This is a genomic window from Pseudomonas migulae NBRC 103157, assembly GCF_002091715.1.
Classification (GTDB): Bacteria; Pseudomonadota; Gammaproteobacteria; order Pseudomonadales; family Pseudomonadaceae; genus Aquipseudomonas; species Aquipseudomonas migulae_A.
In genome coordinates this window covers 121,353-141,380 of sequence record NZ_BDAG01000010.1, presented here as the reverse complement: position 1 = coordinate 141,380, position 20,028 = coordinate 121,353, and the positions used below count along the sequence as shown (strand labels likewise).

Here is a 20,028-nt window from a genome sequence, read left to right as displayed (position 1 = left end):
CCCAGTTAGAGCTTAGCTTCCATGAACAAACCGGCTGGATGCCGCGACCAACGGCCCTCGCAGCCATTTCTGCAAGACGCGCGGCAGTAATCAGGGTTTCCCTCGGTAGAGTGCGGTCATGTATGCTACGGCGCTTCCTGTAACTCCACTTCCAGCTCGCTTGGGCACCGCAACGCCGATTTGGCGTGATCACCGTCCAGCGTCGCATTGAAGAGGATTAGGCCACCCCTATTCAGTTCAAAAGTAGCCATGCACGAACAATATCAGCCCCGTGAAATCGAAGCCGCCGCCCAGTCGTTCTGGGACGAGCAAAAGTCCTTTGAAGTCAGTGAACAGCCAGGCAAGGAGACTTTCTACTGCCTGTCGATGTTCCCTTACCCCAGCGGCAAGCTACACATGGGGCACGTGCGCAACTACACCATCGGCGACGTGATCTCCCGCTATCAGCGCATGCAAGGCAAGAACGTCCTGCAACCCATGGGTTGGGACGCCTTCGGCATGCCGGCGGAAAACGCCGCGATGAAGAACAACGTAGCGCCCGCCAAGTGGACCTACGAAAACATCGCCTACATGAAGACCCAGCTGCGCAGCCTGGGCCTGGCGGTGGACTGGTCCCGCGAAGTGACCACCTGCAAGCCGGATTACTACCGCTGGGAACAATGGCTGTTCACTCGCCTGTTCGAAAAAGGCGTGATCTACAAGAAAAGCGGCACCGTGAACTGGGACCCGGTCGACCAGACCGTCCTGGCCAACGAGCAAGTGATCGACGGTCGCGGCTGGCGTTCCGGCGCGCTGATCGAGAAGCGCGAAATCCCGATGTACTACTTCAAGATCACCGCTTACGCGGATGAGCTGCTGGAAAGCCTCGACGAGCTGACCGGCTGGCCTGAACAGGTCAAGACCATGCAGCGCAACTGGATCGGCAAATCCCGCGGCATGGAAGTGCAATTCCCGTACAACGTCGACTCCATCGGCGAAGCCGGCGCACTGAAAGTCTTCACCACCCGTCCGGACACCCTGATGGGCGCAACCTATGTTGCCGTGGCCGCCGAACACCACCTGGCCGCCCTGGCCGCACAGAACAACCCTGAGCTGCAGGCGTTCATCGCTGAATGCAAGGGCGGCAGCGTCGCCGAAGCCGACGTCGCCACTCAAGAGAAAAAAGGCCTGCCGACCTCGCTGTTCGTCGAGCACCCACTGACCGGTGAGAAACTCCCGGTGTGGGTCGCCAACTATGTGTTGATGCACTACGGCGATGGCGCGGTCATGGCTGTTCCGGCGCACGACGAGCGTGATTTCGAGTTCGCCACCAAGTACAACCTGCCGATCAAATCCGTGGTGCGCACCAGCGCAGGCGATACCAACCCCGCGCCGTGGCAGGACGCCTACGGCGAGCACGGCACGCTGATCAACTCAGGCGAGTTCGACGGCCTCGACTTCGCCGGTGCGTTCGACGCCATTGAAGTCGCGCTGATCAAGAAGAACCTCGGCGCCTCGCGCACCCAGTTCCGCCTGCGCGACTGGGGCATCAGCCGTCAGCGGTACTGGGGCTGCCCGATCCCGATCATCCACTGCAACACTTGCGGTGATGTACCGGTCCCGGAAGATCAGCTGCCAGTGGTGTTGCCGGAAGACGTTGTGCCGGATGGCGCAGGTTCGCCATTGGCGCGCATGCCCGAGTTCTACGAGTGCAGTTGCCCGAAATGCGGCGCACCGGCCAAGCGTGAAACCGACACCATGGACACCTTCGTCGAGTCCTCGTGGTACTACGCCCGCTACGCCTCGCCGCACTATGAAGGTGGCCTGGTGGAAAAATCGGCGGCCGACCATTGGTTGCCGGTTGATCAATACATCGGCGGTATCGAACACGCGATTCTTCACCTGCTGTATGCGCGCTTCTTCCACAAGCTGATGCGCGACGAAGGCCTGGTGAGCTCCAACGAACCGTTCAAGAACCTGCTGACCCAGGGCATGGTAATCGCCGAGACTTACTATCGTCGCGAAGCCAACGGCGCTTACACCTGGTTCAACCCGGCAGACGTCGAACTCGAACGTGACAGCAAGGCCAAGGTCATCAGCGCCAAGCTGATCGCGGACGGCCTGCCGGTGGAAATCGGCGGCACCGAGAAGATGGCCAAGTCCAAGAACAACGGCGTCGACCCTCAGTCGATGATTGACCAGTTCGGCGCCGACACCTGCCGCCTGTTCATGATGTTCGCCTCGCCACCCGACATGAGCGCGGAATGGTCCGACTCGGGCGTCGAAGGTTCGCACCGCTTCCTCAAGCGCGTCTGGCGTCTGGCTCAAGCCCACGTCACTCAGGGCCTGCCGGGCAAACTGGACGTCGCCGGCCTGAACGATGAGCAGAAAGCCGTTCGCCGTTCGATCCACCTGGCGATCAAGCAGGCCAGCCACGACGTCGGCCAGAACCACAAATTCAACACTGCCATCGCCCAGGTGATGACGCTGATGAACGTGCTGGAAAAAGCCGCGCAAGGCACCGAACAGGATCGCGCACTGGTTCATGAAGGTCTGGAAGCCGTGACGTTGCTGCTGGCGCCGATCACCCCGCACATCAGCCATGAGCTGTGGCATCAACTGGGTCACGCAGACCCGGTGATCGACGCCGGCTGGCCGGTGGTGGACGAAACCGCGCTGGTGCAGGACAGCCTGACGCTGGTCATCCAGGTCAACGGCAAGCTGCGCGGCCAGATCGAAATGCCGGCCACCGCGACTCGCGAAGAAGTCGAAGCCGCTGCCCGTGTCAACGAGAACGTGCTGCGTTTTGTCGATGGCCTGACTATTCGTAAAGTGATCGTAGTGCCCGGGAAACTGGTCAATATCGTCGCCAGCTAATTGGATCAGGCGCCAGGTGAGCCTGGCGCCGAGTAAAACCTTTCGGGCCGTACGGTCGGCCCACATGGTTTCAAGGGGAGCAACAAGATGATCAAACGCAATTTGCTGGTGATGGGCCTTGCGGTCCTGTTGAGCGCCTGCGGTTTCCAGCTGCGCGGCACTGGCACCTATGAACTCGCCTTCAAGGAACTCGACCTGAGTGCACGCAACTCCTATGGCGAAACCGTGACCATGTTGCGTCAGGTGCTGGAAAGCAGCGGCGTCAATATCCACACGGGCGCGCCATACAAGCTGGTGCTGGCCGATGAGCAGGAAAGCCAGCGCATCCTCAGCTATGCAGGTGCCGGCCGTACTGGCGAGTACCAGGTGACCACCGTACTCAGCTACGACATCAGTGGTGAGCACAACCTGCACCTGCTGAGCGACAAGCTCGAAGTGCAGAAGGTCTTTATCCACGACGGTAACAACCTGGTGGGATCCGACCAGGAAGCCACCGATGCTCGCAAGGAGATCCGTCGCGAACTGGTACAACGCATGATGCTGCGCTTGCAGCAACTGTCGCCAGCCCAGCTGGATCAGCTGCAACAGACCGCCGAGGCCAAGGCCAAGGCTGAAGCTGCGGCACTGGAAGCCGCGCAGAAGGCTGAAGCGGAAACGCCGCGTCAGTCGCCTGTCGAAATCCCGCAGCAGTAAGACTTACGGGGCGCTCAGGCGCCCCGTTCGCCCTCTCTTATGAAACTCGCCCCCGCCCAACTCGCCAAACACTTGCAAGGTGCTCTCGCGCCGATCTACGTCATCAGTGGCGATGACCCGTTGCTCTGCCAGGAAGCCGCTGACGCCATTCGTGCAGCCGCTCGCCAACAGGGTTTCGACGAGCGCCAGGTGTTCGCAGCCGACGCCAGTTTCGACTGGGGAACGTTGCTGCAAGCCGGCGCAAGCATGTCGTTGTTCGCCGAAAAACGCCTGCTGGAACTGCGTCTGCCGTCCGGCAAACCCGGTGACAAAGGGGCGGCCGCGTTCATCGAGTACTGCTCGCGACCGGCTGAAGACACCATCTTGCTGATCAGCCTGCCGAAACTCGACGGCAGCGCGCAGAAAACCAAGTGGGGCAAGGCACTGGTCGAAGGCCAGCACACCCAGTTCGTGCAAATCTGGCCGGTGGATGCCAACCAGCTGCCGAGCTGGATCCGCCAGCGCTTGTCCCAGGCCGGGCTCTCCGCCAGCCAGGACGCCGTCGAGCTGATCGCCGCGCGCGTCGAAGGCAACCTGCTGGCCGCCGCCCAGGAAATCGAAAAGCTCAAGCTGATGGCCGAAGGCGGTCAGATTACCGTCGAGACCGTGCAAGCGGCGGTGGCCGACAGTGCGCGCTTCGATGTCTTCGGCTTGACCGATGCGATTCTCAACGGTGAAGCAGCGCATGCCCTGCGCATGCTCGAGGGCTTGCGCGGTGAAGGGGTCGAACCGCCGGTGATTCTCTGGGCCCTGGCCCGTGAACTGCGTCTGCTGGCCAATATTTCCCTGCAATACAGTCAGGGCGTTCCGCTGGACAAAGCCTTCAGCTCTGCCCGACCACCGGTCTGGGACAAGCGCAAACCGCTGATGAGCAAAGCCCTGCAACGCTACTCGGCGCAACGCTGGGCGCAGTTGTTGCTCGAAGCTCAGCGGATCGACGCCCAGATCAAAGGCCAGGCCGCGGGTTCGCCGTGGATGAGCTTGAGTCGGTTGTCGTTGTTGATGGCTGGCCAAAGATTGTCGTTGCCAGCAGAGTAAGATCAAAAGATCGCAGCCTTCGGCAGCTCCTGCAGGGTGAATGTGATGCCTTTGTAGGAGCTGCCGAAGGCCGCGATCTTTTGATCCAGCTTCCTACACATCACACCTGCATTTGCCCTATAGACAGAGTCCCAACTTCGGCAGATGATTTCCCCGCAAAACCCACTCACTTGCGAGATTTCATCATGAGCAAAAAGCCATCTAAAAATGGCCCCAACAAGGCCAAATCCATCGTCGCCCAGCCACTGTTCCGCAGCCGTCAGGAACGAGCCGGCAAGGGCAAAGGCAGCTACCGCCGCGAAGCCTTCCAGTCTGACAACTGGGAGGCTTCTTACTTTCTGGCGGCCTGAAAGGCAAGCCAGCGCTCAACATGTTAAGGTCTGCACCTGATTCGTACTCCCTGGACCCGTGCATGCCCTTTTGTATTTCCCGTCGTTGGCACCTGCGCCAATTGATAGCTGCCTCCAGCCTCGTTCTGCTTGTCGCCTGCGCGGAAAAACCGACCGCCGCCGACGCCCAACCGCTTCAGACCCTTCCCGTCGCGACAGCCCCTGCGGTGATTCCGCCCGTGGTCCCGACCGGTGAGAACCTCGACATCCAGCCAACCCAGACCTTCGCCGAATGGCAGGCGGGCTTCCGCAAGGATGCACTGGCAGCCGGCATCCGCGCCGATCTGTTTGATCGCGCCTTCGCCAATGTCAGCCTGGACACCAGCGTGATTCGTGCCGACCGCAGCCAGCCGGAATTTTCCCGCCCTGTGTGGGAATACCTCGACGGTGCCCTGTCGCCGCTGCGTGTGCGCAAAGGCCAGACGCTGGTCAACCAGTACGCGGACATCCTGCAAAGCATCGAGCAGCGCTACGGCGTCGATCGCCAGGCACTGGTCGCGGTGTGGGGCATGGAGAGCAACTTCGGTCAGTTTCAGGGCAGCAAGTCGGTGATCAACTCCCTGGCGACCCTGGCTTATGAAGGCCGGCGCCCAGGCTTCGCCCATGCGCAATTGATCGCGGCCCTGCAGATCCTGCAACAGGGCGATATCGAGCCGGAGCAGATGCTCGGTTCCTGGGCCGGTGCCATGGGCCAGACCCAGTTCATCCCGACCACCTACAACACCCATGCAGTGGACTTCGATGGCGATGGTCGCCGTGACATCTGGGGCAGCTCCGCCGACGCCCTGGCCTCGACCGCGCACTACCTGCAAAGCTCTGGCTGGCAAAAAGGTCAGCCGTGGGGCTTTGAAGTTCAGCTACCGGGAAGCTTCAACTACGTATTGGCCGATGGCACGATCCGCAAGAGTGTCGCCGAATGGCGGCAACTGGGCGTGACGCTGCCTAACGGCGGACAGGTTCCAGCGGGTTCCGAGCACTTGTCCGCGGCGCTGTTGCTGCCAGCGGGTTATCGCGGCCCGGCGTTCCTGGTGCTCGACAACTTCCGCGCGATCCTCAAGTACAACAACTCCTCGTCCTACGCCCTGGCCGTCAGTTTGTTGTCCGAGCGTTTCAACGGCGGGGGCCTGATCAACGGCACATGGCCCAAGGATGATTTGCCGCTGAGCCGCACCGAACGGATCGAGCTGCAAAATCTGCTGAGTGCCCAGAAATACGATGCGGGCACCGCCGACGGCATCATTGGTGCCAACACCCGCAAGGCGATCCGCAGTGCGCAACAGTCGTTTGGCTGGCCGGCGGATGGGTATCCAACGCACAAGTTGCTCGAAGGCCTGCGCAACCGATAATTAGCCGTATGGCGACTGCCGCCTTCGCGAGCAAGCCCGCTCCCACATTTCACCGCGTTCTTGCATGGAACACGGTCGAATGTGGGAGCGGGCTTGCTCGCGAAGACTGACTGTCATGCGATGAACTGCTAACGCCTGACCACCACATCCTGCTCCAGCACCAACTCCTTGCTCCCCGCATCCAGCCTCACCAACGCCCCCAGCGGCAACGTCAGGTTCGGATCGCAATGCCCGCTGCGCCACCCCGACAGCACCGGTATGCGCAATGGCTCAAAGGTCTGCTTGAGCAATCGCTCAAGCGCAACCGAATCAACCCCGGCCACATCACCCACCAGAACCCCACGCAACTTGCCCAGCGTGCCAGCCAGGCGCAAATGAGTCAGCAGCCGATCGATGCGATACAACGGCTCGTTGATGTCCTCGATAAACAGAATGACGCCCTCGGCATCCATCTCATAAGGCGTGCCCATGGTCGCGGCAATCATCGCCAGATTACCTCCCAGCAAGCGCCCGTGAGCGATGCCAGGCTCGATGGTGGTCAACGGGTAGGCCACCGGATGCGTCAGCACACTGCCCGCCTTCACCTGCCCTCTGAGCATGTTGAAAAACGAGGCCTCGGTAGGTTTTTGCTTGTCACCCAACAGATCTGCATTGAGCAACGGACCATGAAAGGTCACGAACCCCGCATAACGGCTGATCGCCAGGTGCAGCGCCGTGATGTCGCTGTAGCCGATGAACGGCTTGGCGTTGTTTTGCAGCAACTCGAAATCGATGCGGTCGAGCAAACGCGGTGTGCCGTAACCACCGCGCAGACAAATGATCGCATCGACCTCGCTGTCCGCGAAGGCTGCGTGCAAGTCATTGAGCCGCACATCGTCGCTGCCGGCCAGGTAGCCGACCTGCTCGTAGACACCGGGAAAAATTCGCAGCGCGTAACCGCGAGCCCGCATCCAGGCAATGGCTTTGTCGGTGTCCAGCGGCGCGGGGCCGGCGGGCGCAATGACGCCAATCAGCCCTTCCCGGGGCAAGGCTGGCACCGGGGTATGTGGAAACAGTGTGTGAGTCGGTCGAACGGTCATCCATGAATCTCCCTGCGCGAAATCTTCAGCACACAGTAGTCAGGAACGGGGACAAACAGAAGAGGGTCTGTCGCCCCACAGGTTGCAGGAAAAGCAGTGATCGCCACAGGCAAGGCGAAAAAATGCCCGCAGGGCCGGAAGCCGTGCGGGCATTTTTTTCTCACCGCGTGATCAGGACGACATCAGCTCGGCTTTAACCAGCTTCGCCTGCTCGTCGGCGTGGTACGAGGAGCGTACCAGCGGGCCGGAAGCGACGTTCTTGAAGCCCATTTTGTAACCTTCCTCGGCGAACCAGGCGAAGGTGTCCGGGTGCACGAAACGCTGCACCGGCAAGTGGCTGCGGGACGGTTGCAGGTACTGGCCCAGGGTCAACATGTCGATGTCGTGTTCGCGCATGCGCTTCATGACTTCGATGACTTCTTCGTCAGTTTCGCCCAGACCCAGCATCAGGCCGGATTTGGTCGGAATGTGCGGCATCATCTGCTTGAAGCGTTGCAGCAGGGTCAGCGACCACTGGTAGTCCGAACCCGGACGCGCAGCCTTGTACAGGCGCGGCACGGTTTCCAGGTTGTGGTTGAACACATCCGGCGGCTCGGCGGCGGTGATTTCCAGTGCGACGTCCATGCGGCCACGGTAGTCCGGGACCAGGGTTTCGAGCTGTACATTCGGCGACAGCTTGCGGATCTCGCGGATGCAGTCGGCAAAGTGCTGGGCACCGCCGTCACGCAAGTCGTCGCGGTCCACCGAGGTGATCACCACGTATTTCAGTTTCAGGTCGGCAATGGCGATGGCCAGGCTTTCCGGCTCGTTGACGTCCAGTGGTTTCGGACGGCCGTGGCCCACGTCGCAGAACGGGCAGCGACGGGTGCAGATGTCGCCCATGATCATGAACGTTGCGGTGCCGCCGGAGAAGCACTCGCCCAGGTTCGGGCAGGACGCTTCTTCGCACACGCTATGCAGCTTGTGTTTGCGCAGCAGGGCCTTGATGCGATCGACTTCCGGGGAAACCGGGATGCGCACGCGGATCCAGTCGGGTTTCTTCGGCAGTTCGGTGGTCGGGATGATCTTCACCGGGATGCGTGCAACCTTCTCGGCGCCGCGCAGCTTGACGCCGGCTTCTACCTTGGCACGCGGGGCCGGACGCTCGGTGACATCCAGCGTCGGGATCATGGTTTGCACTGCATCAGTAGTCATATCAGTCGATTCCGCCCGTTAGGGTCGTCTGCTCAGCATAGTCGAGGTGTTTGACGAGCTGCGCGCGCAGCCGGGCACTTACCTCGGCAAATTCAATCGATCCTGCGTGATCGCTCAGCTGGGTCATCGCCAGCCCGGCGTAGCCGCAGGGATTAATCCGTCGAAACGGTTCCAGGTCCATGTCCACGTTCAGGGCCAGGCCATGAAAGGAACAACCATGGCGAATCCGCAAACCCAGGGAAGCGATCTTCGCCCCGTCGACGTAGACACCTGGCGCATCCGGCTTGGCCGCGGCAGTGACGCCGTAACTGGCCAGCAACTCGATCAGGCAATGTTCCATGCGGGTGACCAGGTCACGCACGCCGAAACCGAGCTTGCGTACATCGAGCAACAGGTAGGCCACCAACTGACCGGGACCGTGATAAGTCACCTGGCCACCGCGGTCGACCTGCACCACCGGAATATCGCCCGGCAGCAACAAGTGCTCGGCCTTGCCGGCCTGGCCCTGGGTGAACACCGGTGGGTGTTCCACCAGCCAGATCTCGTCTGCGGCATCGCTGCCGCGTTCGTTGGTGAAGCGCTGCATGGCATGCCAGACCGGCTCGTAAGCCATCTGGCCGAGCTCGCGAAAGCCCAGCGAGCCAGACATCACAGCACCATGTGCACGAAACCGGTAGCCCGCAACTCGCTGTTGATGTCGTACAGCTGTTCTTGACCGGTGGCGATGATGTGCAGCTGGATGGTCGTGTACTTGCCGTTGGTACTCTGGCGCTCGGCCAGGGTCTTGTGGTCAACGGTCGCGTGTTTCTCAAGGATCGCGATGATCTTGTCCTTGAAACCCACGCCGGTGTCGCCGATCACCTTGATCGGGTAGTCCGCGCAGGGGAATTCGATTTTTGGCGCGTTTACTTCGGTGTCTGTCATGGCGTAACGGCCTCGTAAGCCGTGGCAACGGACATGGCCCCGCTCCGGAGTGGAGCGGGGCCATGAGAGTCCACACTAATTCAGTTGAACAAGCCGTAGAAGAATAGACGGATGCTATCCCACATGCGGCGGAAGATACCACCCTCCTCGACAGCGTCCAGGGCGATCAGGTCAGCGCTGTGCACCACCTTGTCGTCCAGTTTCACTTCGACTTTACCGATCACGTCGCCCTTGGCGATTGGCGCAACCAGTTGCGGGTTCATGGTCATGCTCGCGGCGAGCTTTTTCAGCTGGCCTTTTGGCAGGGTCATGGTCAGGTCTTGAGCCAGGCCGGCCTTGACTTGATTGGTGCTGCCTTTCCAGACAGGGGCCTGAGCCAGCTCGGCGCCTTTCTGATAGAAGGTCTGGGTTTCGAAGAAACGGAAACCGTAGGTCAGCAGCTTCTGGGTTTCAGAGGCGCGGGCCACTTCGCTGTTGGTGCCGAACACCACGGCGATCAGGCGCATGCCATCACGTACCGCCGAAGACACCATGCAGTAGCCAGCTTCGTCAGTGTGGCCAGTTTTCAGACCGTCGACGGTCTTGTCGCGCCACAGCAGCAGGTTGCGGTTAGGTTGCTTGATGCCGTTCCAGAAGAACTCTTTCTGCGAGTAGATCGCGTAGTGAGCCGGGTCTTCGTGGATGATCGCGCGAGCCAGCACTGCCATGTCGTGAGCCGACGAGTAGTGCTCAGGGTTCGGCAGACCGGTCGGGTTCATGAAGTGGCTGTTGGTCATGCCCAGGTCGGCCACGGTTTTGTTCATCATGTCGGCGAAAGCGTCTTCGCTGCCGGCGATGTGCTCGGCGAGCGCAACACTGGCGTCGTTGCCCGATTGAATGATGATGCCGTGCAACAGGTCGCTGACGGTCACTTGCGAGCCGACCTTGATGAACATCCGCGAACCACCGGTACGCCACGCGTTTTCGCTGACGGTCACCGGATCGTTTTCGCCGATCTGGCCACGACGGATTTCCAGGGTCGCGATGTACGCGGTCATCAGCTTGGTCAGGCTGGCAGGCGGCAGACGCTGGTCACCGTTGTTCTCGACCAGCACGTTGCCGCTGCTGGCATCCATGAGCACATAGGCTTTGGCGGCCAGTTGTGGCGGCGACGGCATCATCTCGACCGCGAAAGCCGCAGGCGAGAGGAGCAGCGGGACTAGAAGGCACAGGCGTTTGGCAAAGGTGGTGATGTTCATCCGTCTCTCGAAATCGCTAATGGAAACTGCCCGAGGGCAAAACTAATCAAGATGGCCCTCTAACGGGCCATCGCGTGTTCAGTCGTTCACTCAGAACCCTTGCCGGGCTTTTGTTCTTCAACGAGCCAACAACCAGGTTCACCCCCCGAAACCGCAAGTGAACCGTCAATCAAGTACTACGTATTACTCGGCGGTGACCACGCTCGGCGAACCGAGATTGGCCAGACGCACACTGTTCTGCACTTGCTGGATTTCACCCGGCGAGCCGATCGGCCCCAGGCGCACCCGATGCAGTGTCTGTTGATTGCGCACGATCGAGCTGATGAACACCGGAGCGCTCACCATCCCGCTGAGCTTCGATCTCAGGAGTTCTGCAGCGTCCGGGTTGGCGAACGCGCCCACCTGCAGATACTGGCCAGAGGCTGGTACAGAAGCGTTTTTTTTTGCATCGATCTGCACGGGCACGACGGCCGCAGCGTGTTGCTGCGGCGGCGGTGTCCATTGTTCGACCGTGCCGGCCGAAGCGGTAATCGTCGGCGCGGTATTTTGCGCGACTTGCGGCTCGTTGAGCATCAAAGGCGCCGGACGGCCTTTGGCGGCCCACCATTGCTGTGGATCGATGCCTTCAACCTTGACCCGTGCAGTGCCGGTTTCGGCATAGCCGAGTTTTTTCGCGGCTGCGTAGGACAAGTCGATGATGCGGTCCGAGTAGAACGGGCCGCGGTCGTTGACCCGCAGGATCACGGTCTTGTTGTTGTCCAGGTTGGTCACCCGAACGTAACTTGGCAGTGGCAAGGTCTTGTGGGCGGCACTCATGCCATACAGGTCATACACTTCGCCGTTGGCGGTGTTCTGGCCGTGGAACTTGGTGCCATACCAGGACGCCGTGCCCGAGGCGACGTAGGTCCTGGATTCCTGCAGCGGGAAGTAAGTCTTGCCCAGCACGGTGTACGGGTTGGCCTTGTAAGGACCGGTGTGCAGGGTTGGCGTGGCATCCGGGATGCGCGAAACGTCGACGTCCCACCACGGTGCGCCATCTTTGTGGGCGCGGTTGATGTCCAGCCCCGGCGTCGAGCGCACGGCGGTGGAAGAAGACTTCTGTGTCGGCGAGCGGCTGGTCGAACAACTGGCGACCAGCACTGCCAACGCGGCGAATGCCATCAGCTTCAGGGGTTTATTCATAGGCAATGCCCGCATTACTTGACGCCCCGTGCTTGGACCAGCTGTTCAGACAGTTGATGTACCGCCATGGCGTACATCACGCTGCGGTTATAACGCGTGATTGCGTAAAAATTCGTCAGGCCCATCCAGTATTCAGAGCCATTGTCACCTTCCAGGCGGAATGCCGTGACCGGCATATCATCGCGCAGCGCATCATGACTTGACCACCCCAGCGCCCGCAACTCCCCGACGGTTTTAGTCGGCTCGATGCCGGCAGTCAAACCTTCGTCGACCTGCGCGCCACGCACATCGGCGCGGCTGACCACAGGTTCACCGGCCACCCAGCCGTGACGCTTGAAATAACTGGCGACGCTGCCGATGGCATCGTCGGGATTGGTCCAGATATTAATGTGGCCGTCACCGTCGAAATCCACCGCATAGGCGCGAAAACTGCTCGGCATGAACTGCGGCAGGCCCATCGCCCCGGCGTAGGAGCCCTTGAGGGTCAGCGGATCAACCTGTTCTTCCCGGGCCAGCAGCAGGAATTCACGCAATTCCTTGCGGAAGAATTCGGCACGGGGAGGATAGTCGAAACCCAGGGTCGACAAGGCGTCGATCACCCGGTAATTGCCGGTATTGCGGCCGAAAAAGGTCTCAACGCCGATGATCGAGACAATGACCTGGGCTGGCACACCGTATTCCTGCTCGGCGCGGGCCAGTACCGCCTCGTGCTGTCGCCAGAAATCCACGCCGCGGGCGATGCGCGCGTCGGTGATGAACATCGGACGATATTCGTTCCACTGCTTGACCCGCTCGGCGGGTTTCGAGATCGCGTCCAGAATCGTCTGCTTGCGCTCGGCTTCGCGGAACACGCCCATCAGCTGTTCACCGGCAAAGCCGTAGTCGCGGGTCATTTCACCGACGAATTCGGCCACCTGGGGTGTGCCTTCGTAATCGCCGGCCAACGCGTCCTGCGCGATGCCAAGGATGCTTACCAGGCTGACCCATGGCGCATTTCGAGTCGCCCAGCCACGCATTACTTGCATTGAAATCTTCACCTTATTCAAACTTGTGCGATCCACTTACGATGGGTATGGATCGACATCAAAACCCCAAACGCTGACAGCAGCGTTACCAGCGAAGTTCCTCCGTAGCTAATGAACGGCAACGGCACCCCCACAACCGGCAACAGGCCACTGACCATACCGATGTTGACGAAAACGTAAACAAAAAACGTCATGGTAAGGGCGCCCGCGAGCAATTTGCCGAACAATGTCTGGGCCTGGGCGGTAATCACCAGCCCGCGGCCGATCAACAGCAGGTAAATCAGCAGCAGCGCGCAGATGCCGACCAGGCCGAACTCCTCGCCCATGACCGCGATAATGAAGTCGGTGTGGCTTTCCGGCAGGAAGTCCAGGTGCGACTGGGTACCCAGCAGCCAGCCTTTGCCGAAGACGCCGCCGGAGCCGATGGCCGCTTTCGACTGGATAATGTTCCAGCCGGTGCCCAGCGGATCGCTTTCCGGGTCGAGGAACGTCAGGATTCGCTGCTTCTGGTAGTCGTGCATGATGAAAAACCACATCCCCACGGCCACCGGCACGGCGGCGGCCAGCACGCTGATAATCCAGCGCCAGCGCAGGCCACCCATGAACAGCACGAACGCACCGCCCGCGAGAATCAGCAACGAAGTGCCGAGATCGGGCTGGCGCACGATCAGAATGAACGGCAAACCAATCAGAAACAGACTGACGCCCACATGCTTGAGCTGCGGCGGCAAGGTGCGTTTGGACAAATACCAGGCGATGGTCGCCGGCATCAGGATCTTCATGAACTCCGAAGGCTGGAAGCGGATCACCCCCGGAATGTTGATCCAGCGCGTGGCGCCCATGGCGTTGTGGCCCATGACGTCCACCACCACCAGCAACAGCACGCCGAGCACATAACCGACCGGCACCCAGCGGGCCATGAAGCGCGGTTCGAACTGCGCAATCACGATCATCGACACCAGGCCGATGCCGAACGAGGTAGCTTGCTTGGCCAGCAGATCCCAGCTCTTGCCGCTGGCCGAATACAGCACGAACAGGCTGCCGGCGGCGAGGGTCAGCAGCAGGATCAGCAACGGGCCGTCGATGTGCATGCGTTGCAACAGCGTCGCACGGCGACGCATCACATCCTCACTGGAGAGGATGCGATCGAAATTACTCTTCACGGGCCGTAGCCTCCGCACTGATTGGGCTGGCGTATTCGGCTTTCAGTCGGCCGTCCTGGTCCAGGAGCCAGGCGTCCATGACTTGACGCACCACCGGCGCGGCGACACCGGAACCGGACTCGCCGTTCTCGACCATCACCGACACCACGATTTTCGGGTTGTCGGCCGGCGCGAAACCGACGAACAAGGCGTGGTCGCGATGACGCTCCTGAACCTTGGAGCGATCGTACTTCTCGCCCTGCTTGATCGCGACCACCTGGGCCGTACCACTTTTGCCGGCGATCCGGTATTGCGCGCCGATCGATGCCTTGCGCGCGGTACCGCGAGCACCGTGCATCACCTGCTGCATGCCATGGTTGACCTTGGTCCAGTCGGACGGATCGCGCAGGACGATGTCCGGCATCGGATTGTCATCCTTCGGCCGCTCGCCTTCGACGGTCTTGGCCAGGTGCGGACGGTTCCACACGCCTTTGTTAGCCACCAGCGCCGTGGCCTGGGCCAGTTGCAGCGGCGTGGATTGCATATAGCCCTGGCCGATCCCGAGAATCAGCGTTTCGCCCGGGAACCAGGCCTGGCGACGGGTCGCGCGTTTCCACTCGCGGGACGGCATCAGCCCCGGCGACTCCTCGAACATGTCCAGGGAGACTTTCTGGCCGATACCGAACTTGCCCATGTAGGCCGACAGGCGATCAATCCCCAGCTTGTGCGCCAGGTCATAGAAGTAGGTGTCGTTGGACCGCATGATCGCCGTGTCCAGGTCGACGTAGCCGTCACCGGTACGGTTCCAGTTACGGTATTTGTGATCGTAGTTGGGCAGCTGGTAGTAACCGGGGTCGAAAACCCGGGTCGATGCCGTGACCACGCCCGAATCCAGACCGGCAATCGCTACCGCCGGCTTGATGGTCGAGCCCGGCGGATACAGACCGCGCAACACGCGGTTAAACAGAGGCCGGTCGATGGAATCGCGTAGCTCGGAGTAAGCCTTGAAGCTGATGCCGGTGACGAACAGGTTCGGGTCGAAACTCGGCTGACTGACCATCGCCAGCACTTCGCCGGTCGCCGGGTCGAGCGCCACCACCGCACCACGGCGACCGCCGAGTGCCGCTTCCGCCGCTTCTTGCAATTTGATGTCCAGGCTCAGGACGATGTCCTTGCCGGGAATCGGATCGGTACGCTTGAGCACCCGCAATACGCGGCCTCGCGCGTTGGTTTCGACTTCTTCGTAACCCACCTGACCGTGCAACTCGGGCTCGTAGAAGCGCTCGATACCGGTCTTGCCAATGTGGTGGGTGCCGCTGTAATTGACCGGATCGAGGGACTTCAGCTCTTTCTCGTTGATCCGCCCCATGTAACCCACCGAGTGCGCAAAATGCGCGCCCTGCGGGTAATGCCGCACCAGTTGCGCAACCACTTCAACACCTGGCAGGCGGAACTGATTCACGGCGATGCGGGCGATCTGTTCTTCGGTCAGCTCGAACAGGATCGGCACCGGCTCGAACGGCCGTCGCCCCTGGCGCATGCGTTTCTCGAAGATCACCCGATCCTCGGGCGTCAGCTCCAGCACTTCGACGATCACGTCGAGCACTTGCTGCCAGTCGCCGGAACGTTCGCGGGTCATGCTCAGGCTGAAGCTCGGCCGGTTGTCGGCCACCACCACGCCATTGCGGTCGAAGATCAGCCCACGGGTGGGCGGAATCGGCTGCACATGGACGCGGTTGTTTTCCGACAGGGTCGAGTGGTACTCGTACTGGATCACCTGCAGGAAATACAGGCGCGCGATCAGCACGCCGATCAGCGCCACCACCGCAATTGCCCCGAACACGACGCGGCCACGCACCAGACGGGCGTCTTTTTCGTGGTCCTTGATGCGGATCGGCTGGGACATGAGGCAGAACTACTTGTGGTAAGGGTGGCCGGACAGAACTGTCCAGGCACGATACAGCTGTTCGCCGATCAGAATCCGCACCAGCGGGTGCGGCAACGTCAATGGCGATAACGACCAGCGCTGATCGGCCCGCGCACAGACTTCCGGCGCCAGCCCTTCGGGGCCGCCGACCATGAAATTTACCGTGCGCGAGTCGAGCCGCCAGCGATCGAGTTCGACCGCCAACTGCTCGGTGCTCCAGGGCTTGCCATGGACTTCGAGGGTGACAACGCGCTCATTCGGCCCGACCTTGGCCAGCATGGCTTCGCCTTCCTGACGGATGAAGCGTGCCACGTCGGCGTTCTTGCCACGGGTGTTGAGCGGTATTTCCACCAGTTCCAGCGCCAGCTCGGACGGAAGACGCTTGGCATATTCATGCCAGCCTTCTTCCACCCATTTGGGCATGCGTGAACCGACGGCGATCAGTCGCAGTCGCACAGCGGTCCCTTATTGCTGGTCTTTGTTGAGCTTGGTGAAGTGCTCATGGGTGTTTTCCGGGCTGTGATGCGCAGCGCTGGCCGAACGGCTCTGCTCTGCACCGGCCCACAGGCGCTCCAGGTCATAGAACTGGCGAGCCGAGGCGGTCATCATGTGCACGATGACATCGTCCATATCCAGCAGGACCCAGTCGCTGTCGCCCTTGCCTTCTTCACCCAGTGGCTTGACGCCCTGGGCTTTGACGGCCTCGCGGACCTTGTCCAGCATCGCGCCGATCTGGCGGTTGGAAGTACCGGTAGCGATGATCATGAAGTCAGTGATGCTCTGCTTTTCACGAACGTCGATCACCTGAATGTCCTGGGCCTTGACGTCTTCCAGGGCGGCTACGGCAACCTTTACCAGTTCTTCGCCGACCAGCTCAGGGCCGGTTGGAGCTTCTACTGGCAGCGGGGCGCTCTTGAATGTGCCTTTGCGCTTAACTTTAGCTACGTCTTTGTCAGTCATATAAAACTCGTTTTGCTCATGTGTTCGGGTGGTTCAATACACGTTGATATCACGTGCCTTGAAGCACTCCCATTCAGTTCGGCGCACGGTAGAGTCCGTGCGCATCGATGTAGGCCAGGACCGCGTCGGGCACCAGGAAACGTACCGACTTACCGCTGGCCAGCAGTTGACGGATCTGGGTGGCGGATACCGCGAGCGGCGTCTGCCAGACGAATGCAATCTGTCCGCTCGGCCCTTTGAGGGCCAGCGGGTCGCTCACCGAGCGCGCTGCCAGCAGGTTGCGCAAGGCATCCGGCGGTTCGCTGTCGGCATCCGGGCGTTGCAGCACCAGGATGTGGCAATGCTGGAGCAACTCCTCCCAGCGGTGCCAAGTGGGCAGGCCGCAAAATGCGTCCCAGCCCAAAAGCAGAAAAACCTGGTCTTCAGCGGCCAGTTCGGCACGCATCAGTTCCAGGGTATCGATGGTGTAGGACGGTTTGTCCCGCTGCAATTCGCGGGCGTCCACCACCAACGGCGCCACACCGGCCACCGCGCACTTGACCATCGCCAGACGGTCCTTCGCCGACACCTGCGGCGTGCCACGATGAGGCGGCCGGGCACTGGGCGTCAGTCGCAACTCATCGAGCGCCAGCGATTCGGCGACTTCCAGCGCACCGCGCAAATGGCCGATGTGCACCGGGTCGAACGTCCCGCCCAGCATGCCGATACGTCGAGGCGCAGGTTCGCTGGCGGTTACCGGGGCCGACGGATTAAGGTCGCCCAAGTCAGACCGACGCCTGGCCGCGCAACTGGCCATCACCGACCACGATGTACTTCTCGCAGGTCAGGCCTTCGAGACCCACCGGGCCGCGGGCGTGCAGCTTATCAGTAGAAATGCCAATCTCGGCACCCAATCCGTATTCAAAGCCATCGGCGAAGCAGGTCGGCGTATTGATCATCACCGACGACGAATCGACTTCAGCCACGAAACGCCGGGTGTCGCCCTGGTGTTCGCTGACAATCGAATCGGTGTGATGGGAGCCGTACTTGTTAATGTGCTCGATGGCCTGGTCCAGCCCGTCGACCACTCGGATCGAGAGGATCGGCGCCAGGTATTCGGTGTGCCAGTCTTCTTCAGTGGCCAGCGCGGCATCGATGATCGCCCGAGTGCGATCGCAACCACGCAGCTCAACGCCTTTTTCGCGGAACTGTGCAGCCATCGACGGCAGGAAATCCTTGGCAACGGCTTGATCCACCAGCAGCGTTTCCATCGCACCGCAGATGCCATAACGGTAAGTCTTGGCATTGAAGGCGATGCGTTGGGCTTTCGGTAGATCGGCATGCGCACTGACGTAAACGTGGCAGATGCCGTCCAGATGCTTGATGACCGGAACGCGCGCGTCACGGCTGACGCGCTCGATCAGGCCGCGGCCGCCACGAGGCACGATGACATCGACGTATTCAGGCATGGTAATCAGCGCGCCCACGGCGGCACGGTCAGTGGTTTCGACCACTTGAACCACAGCGGCCGGCAAATCGGCCTCGGCCAGACCGCGCTGGATGCAGGCGGCGATGGCACGGTTGGAATTGATCGCCTCGGAACCGCCCCGCAGGATGGTCGCATTGCCCGACTTCAGGCACAGGCTGGCAGCATCGATGGTCACGTTGGGCCGGGATTCGTAGATGATCCCGATCACACCCAGCGGCACGCGCATCTTGCCGACCTGAATCCCCGACGGACGGAAACTCATGTCGCGAATGGCACCGACCGGGTCAGGCAAGGCTGCCACCTGTCGCAGACCGACGATCATGCCGTCGATGCGCTCCGGGGTCAGTGCCAGACGTTCCAGCAGCGCGGGTTCAAGACCATTGGCGCGACCGGCGGCCAGATCCAGCTCATTGGCGGCCGCCAGCTCGGCACGTGCAGCGTCCAGCGCATTCGCAGCCGCCTGCAGGGCGCGGTTTTTCTGCGCGGTGCTGGCACGGCCGATGATGCGCGACGCTTCGCGGGCGGCGCGACCCAGGCGGGTCATGTAGTCGAGAACGGACTCAGTCATGGTCTGTGATGGTCTTTGCTAAGGTCTTGGTAAAGAGTAAAGCGGCAGATTATAGCTGTCGCGTCCCCCGACTAACAGCGGTGACGGGCGGATGGTCGAAATGGAGGGCAATTTGCCGACGTTCAGCCGGGATTAAGCTGCAAATTGTTATCATCACGACTCAATCAGCCCTGATAAACACCGTTCATCATGACCAACCTGACTGTTCGTGCGTCCGCCGCGGGCCTGCCCAAGGGGCTCCCGGACGCGTTTTTCGACCGAGACGCCCAGACACTGGCCCGGGATTTACTCGGTAAAGTCATCCGTCACCGGGTCGGCGAACTGTGGCTCAGTGCCCGGATCATCGAGACCGAAGCGTATTACTTCGAAGAAAAAGGCAGCCATGCCTCGCTCGGCTACACAGAAAAGCGTAAGGCTTTGTTTCTGGACGGCGGCCACATCTATATGTATTACGCCCGGGGCGGCGACTCCCTGAATTTCAGCGCTCAAGGTCCGGGCAATGCCGTTTTGATCAAATCCGCGTATCCATGGGTCGATGAGTTGAGCGGGCCGGCGAGCCTGGCGCAGATGCTGCTGAACAATCCTGATGCCCAGGGCCGGCCTCGTCCTTCGCAAAAGCTTTGCGCCGGGCAAACGCTGCTGTGCAAGGCTCTGGGTTTGAAGGTGCCGGTCTGGGACGCGAAGCGCTTCGATCATGAAGTGCTGCTGGTGGAGGATGTTGGTCCGGCACCTGGCCACATCATTCAAACCACGCGCCTGGGCATTCCCCATGGGCGTGACGAACACTTGATGTATCGCTTCGTCGACGCGGCTTACGCGCCGTATTGCACGCGGAACCCGCTGCGACGGGGACAGGTCGAAGGTCGCGATTATTTTTTGCTGACTTGAACAATGAAAACCCTCCTGTAGGAGCGAGCTTGTGTGGCGAGGGGGCTTGCCCCCGTTGGGCTGCGAAACGGC

Annotated in this window: 19 protein-coding genes; 6 read left to right on the top strand and 13 right to left on the bottom strand. The window is 61.1% G+C overall.

Translation table 11 applies throughout. From position 1 onward, the window contains the following. Positions 1-249 precede the first annotated feature (249 nt). The 5 genes from leuS (at position 250) to PMI01S_RS10495 (ending at position 6,361) form a co-directional block, all read left to right on the top strand. Positions 250-2,856 (top strand): leucine--tRNA ligase, encoded by a 2,607-nt coding sequence (gene leuS, locus PMI01S_RS10515; RefSeq protein ID WP_084319717.1) that lies wholly within the window; start codon positions 250-252, stop codon positions 2,854-2,856. 87 nt (positions 2,857-2,943) lie between these two features. Next, on the top strand, positions 2,944-3,549 hold the full coding sequence (locus tag PMI01S_RS10510; RefSeq protein WP_084319716.1) for an LPS-assembly lipoprotein LptE: 606 nt from the start codon (positions 2,944-2,946) through the stop codon (positions 3,547-3,549). Positions 3,550-3,588: 39 nt separating this feature from the next. Continuing rightward, positions 3,589-4,626, top strand: a complete 1,038-nt coding sequence (holA, locus tag PMI01S_RS10505) for a DNA polymerase III subunit delta (RefSeq protein ID WP_084319715.1) — start codon at positions 3,589-3,591, stop codon at positions 4,624-4,626. A 185-nt stretch (positions 4,627-4,811) separates the two neighbouring features. Beyond that, positions 4,812-4,976 (top strand): alternative ribosome rescue factor ArfA, encoded by a 165-nt coding sequence (arfA, locus tag PMI01S_RS10500; RefSeq protein WP_084319714.1) that lies wholly within the window; start codon positions 4,812-4,814, stop codon positions 4,974-4,976. 62 nt (positions 4,977-5,038) lie between these two features. Continuing rightward, on the top strand, positions 5,039-6,361 hold the full coding sequence (locus PMI01S_RS10495; protein ID WP_084319713.1) for a lytic murein transglycosylase: 1,323 nt from the start codon (positions 5,039-5,041) through the stop codon (positions 6,359-6,361). Between the two features lie 128 nt (positions 6,362-6,489). Here PMI01S_RS10495 and PMI01S_RS10490 read toward each other — a convergent pair whose 3' ends face one another. The 13 genes from PMI01S_RS10490 to PMI01S_RS10430 all read right to left on the bottom strand — a co-directional run bounded on the left by PMI01S_RS10490 (position 6,490) and on the right by PMI01S_RS10430 (position 19,068). Next, complete coding sequence (locus PMI01S_RS10490) at positions 6,490-7,440, bottom strand: S66 peptidase family protein (protein WP_084319712.1); 951 nt, start codon at positions 7,438-7,440, stop codon at positions 6,490-6,492. Between the two features lie 171 nt (positions 7,441-7,611). After that, positions 7,612-8,634, bottom strand: a complete 1,023-nt coding sequence (gene lipA, locus PMI01S_RS10485; RefSeq protein ID WP_007946663.1) for a lipoyl synthase — start codon at positions 8,632-8,634, stop codon at positions 7,612-7,614. Between the two features lies 1 nt (position 8,635). Then, a complete protein-coding gene (lipB, locus tag PMI01S_RS10480) occupies positions 8,636-9,283 on the bottom strand; it encodes a lipoyl(octanoyl) transferase LipB (RefSeq protein WP_084319711.1) in 648 nt (215 codons plus the stop codon). After that, positions 9,283-9,558 carry a DUF493 domain-containing protein gene (locus tag PMI01S_RS10475; protein ID WP_017340995.1) on the bottom strand — a complete coding sequence of 92 codons (276 nt, stop codon included), beginning with the start codon at positions 9,556-9,558 and terminating at the stop codon, positions 9,283-9,285. Before PMI01S_RS10475 ends, lipB begins: the two co-directional genes overlap by 1 nt. Before the next feature lie 80 nt (positions 9,559-9,638). Next, complete coding sequence (locus tag PMI01S_RS10470) at positions 9,639-10,796, bottom strand: D-alanyl-D-alanine carboxypeptidase family protein (RefSeq protein ID WP_084319710.1); 1,158 nt, start codon at positions 10,794-10,796, stop codon at positions 9,639-9,641. 183 nt (positions 10,797-10,979) lie between these two features. Beyond that, the gene (locus tag PMI01S_RS10465) at positions 10,980-11,993 is read right to left on the bottom strand and encodes a septal ring lytic transglycosylase RlpA family protein (protein ID WP_084319709.1); all 1,014 of its coding nucleotides are present in this window, start codon (positions 11,991-11,993) and stop codon (positions 10,980-10,982) included. Next, positions 11,993-13,003, bottom strand: a complete 1,011-nt coding sequence (mltB, locus tag PMI01S_RS10460; protein WP_084319708.1) for a lytic murein transglycosylase B — start codon at positions 13,001-13,003, stop codon at positions 11,993-11,995. Before mltB ends, PMI01S_RS10465 begins: the two co-directional genes overlap by 1 nt. A gap of 17 nt (positions 13,004-13,020) precedes the next feature. Next, entirely contained in the window at positions 13,021-14,124 is a 1,104-nt protein-coding gene (gene rodA, locus PMI01S_RS10455) for a rod shape-determining protein RodA (RefSeq protein ID WP_167362969.1), read from the bottom strand. A 31-nt stretch (positions 14,125-14,155) separates the two neighbouring features. Next, the gene (mrdA, locus tag PMI01S_RS10450; RefSeq protein WP_084319706.1) at positions 14,156-16,051 is read right to left on the bottom strand and encodes a penicillin-binding protein 2; all 1,896 of its coding nucleotides are present in this window, start codon (positions 16,049-16,051) and stop codon (positions 14,156-14,158) included. A 9-nt stretch (positions 16,052-16,060) separates the two neighbouring features. Then, positions 16,061-16,528 (bottom strand): 23S rRNA (pseudouridine(1915)-N(3))-methyltransferase RlmH, encoded by a 468-nt coding sequence (gene rlmH, locus PMI01S_RS10445; protein WP_007937439.1) that lies wholly within the window; start codon positions 16,526-16,528, stop codon positions 16,061-16,063. Between the two features lie 9 nt (positions 16,529-16,537). Next, positions 16,538-17,032: a ribosome silencing factor gene (gene rsfS, locus PMI01S_RS10440; RefSeq protein ID WP_084319705.1), complete on the bottom strand. Its 495-nt coding sequence runs from the start codon at positions 17,030-17,032 to the stop codon at positions 16,538-16,540. 73 nt (positions 17,033-17,105) lie between these two features. Beyond that, positions 17,106-17,828 (bottom strand): nicotinate-nucleotide adenylyltransferase, encoded by a 723-nt coding sequence (gene nadD, locus PMI01S_RS10435; protein WP_084319704.1) that lies wholly within the window; start codon positions 17,826-17,828, stop codon positions 17,106-17,108. Beyond that, a complete protein-coding gene (locus PMI01S_RS10430; RefSeq protein WP_084319703.1) occupies positions 17,797-19,068 on the bottom strand; it encodes a glutamate-5-semialdehyde dehydrogenase in 1,272 nt (423 codons plus the stop codon). Before PMI01S_RS10430 ends, nadD begins: the two co-directional genes overlap by 32 nt. Positions 19,069-19,257: 189 nt before the next feature. On the opposite strand from PMI01S_RS10430, the gene PMI01S_RS10425 reads away from it, so the two are divergent. Then, positions 19,258-19,956 carry a DNA-3-methyladenine glycosylase gene (locus PMI01S_RS10425; RefSeq protein WP_084319702.1) on the top strand — a complete coding sequence of 233 codons (699 nt, stop codon included), beginning with the start codon at positions 19,258-19,260 and terminating at the stop codon, positions 19,954-19,956. Positions 19,957-20,028: the final 72 nt, after the last annotated feature.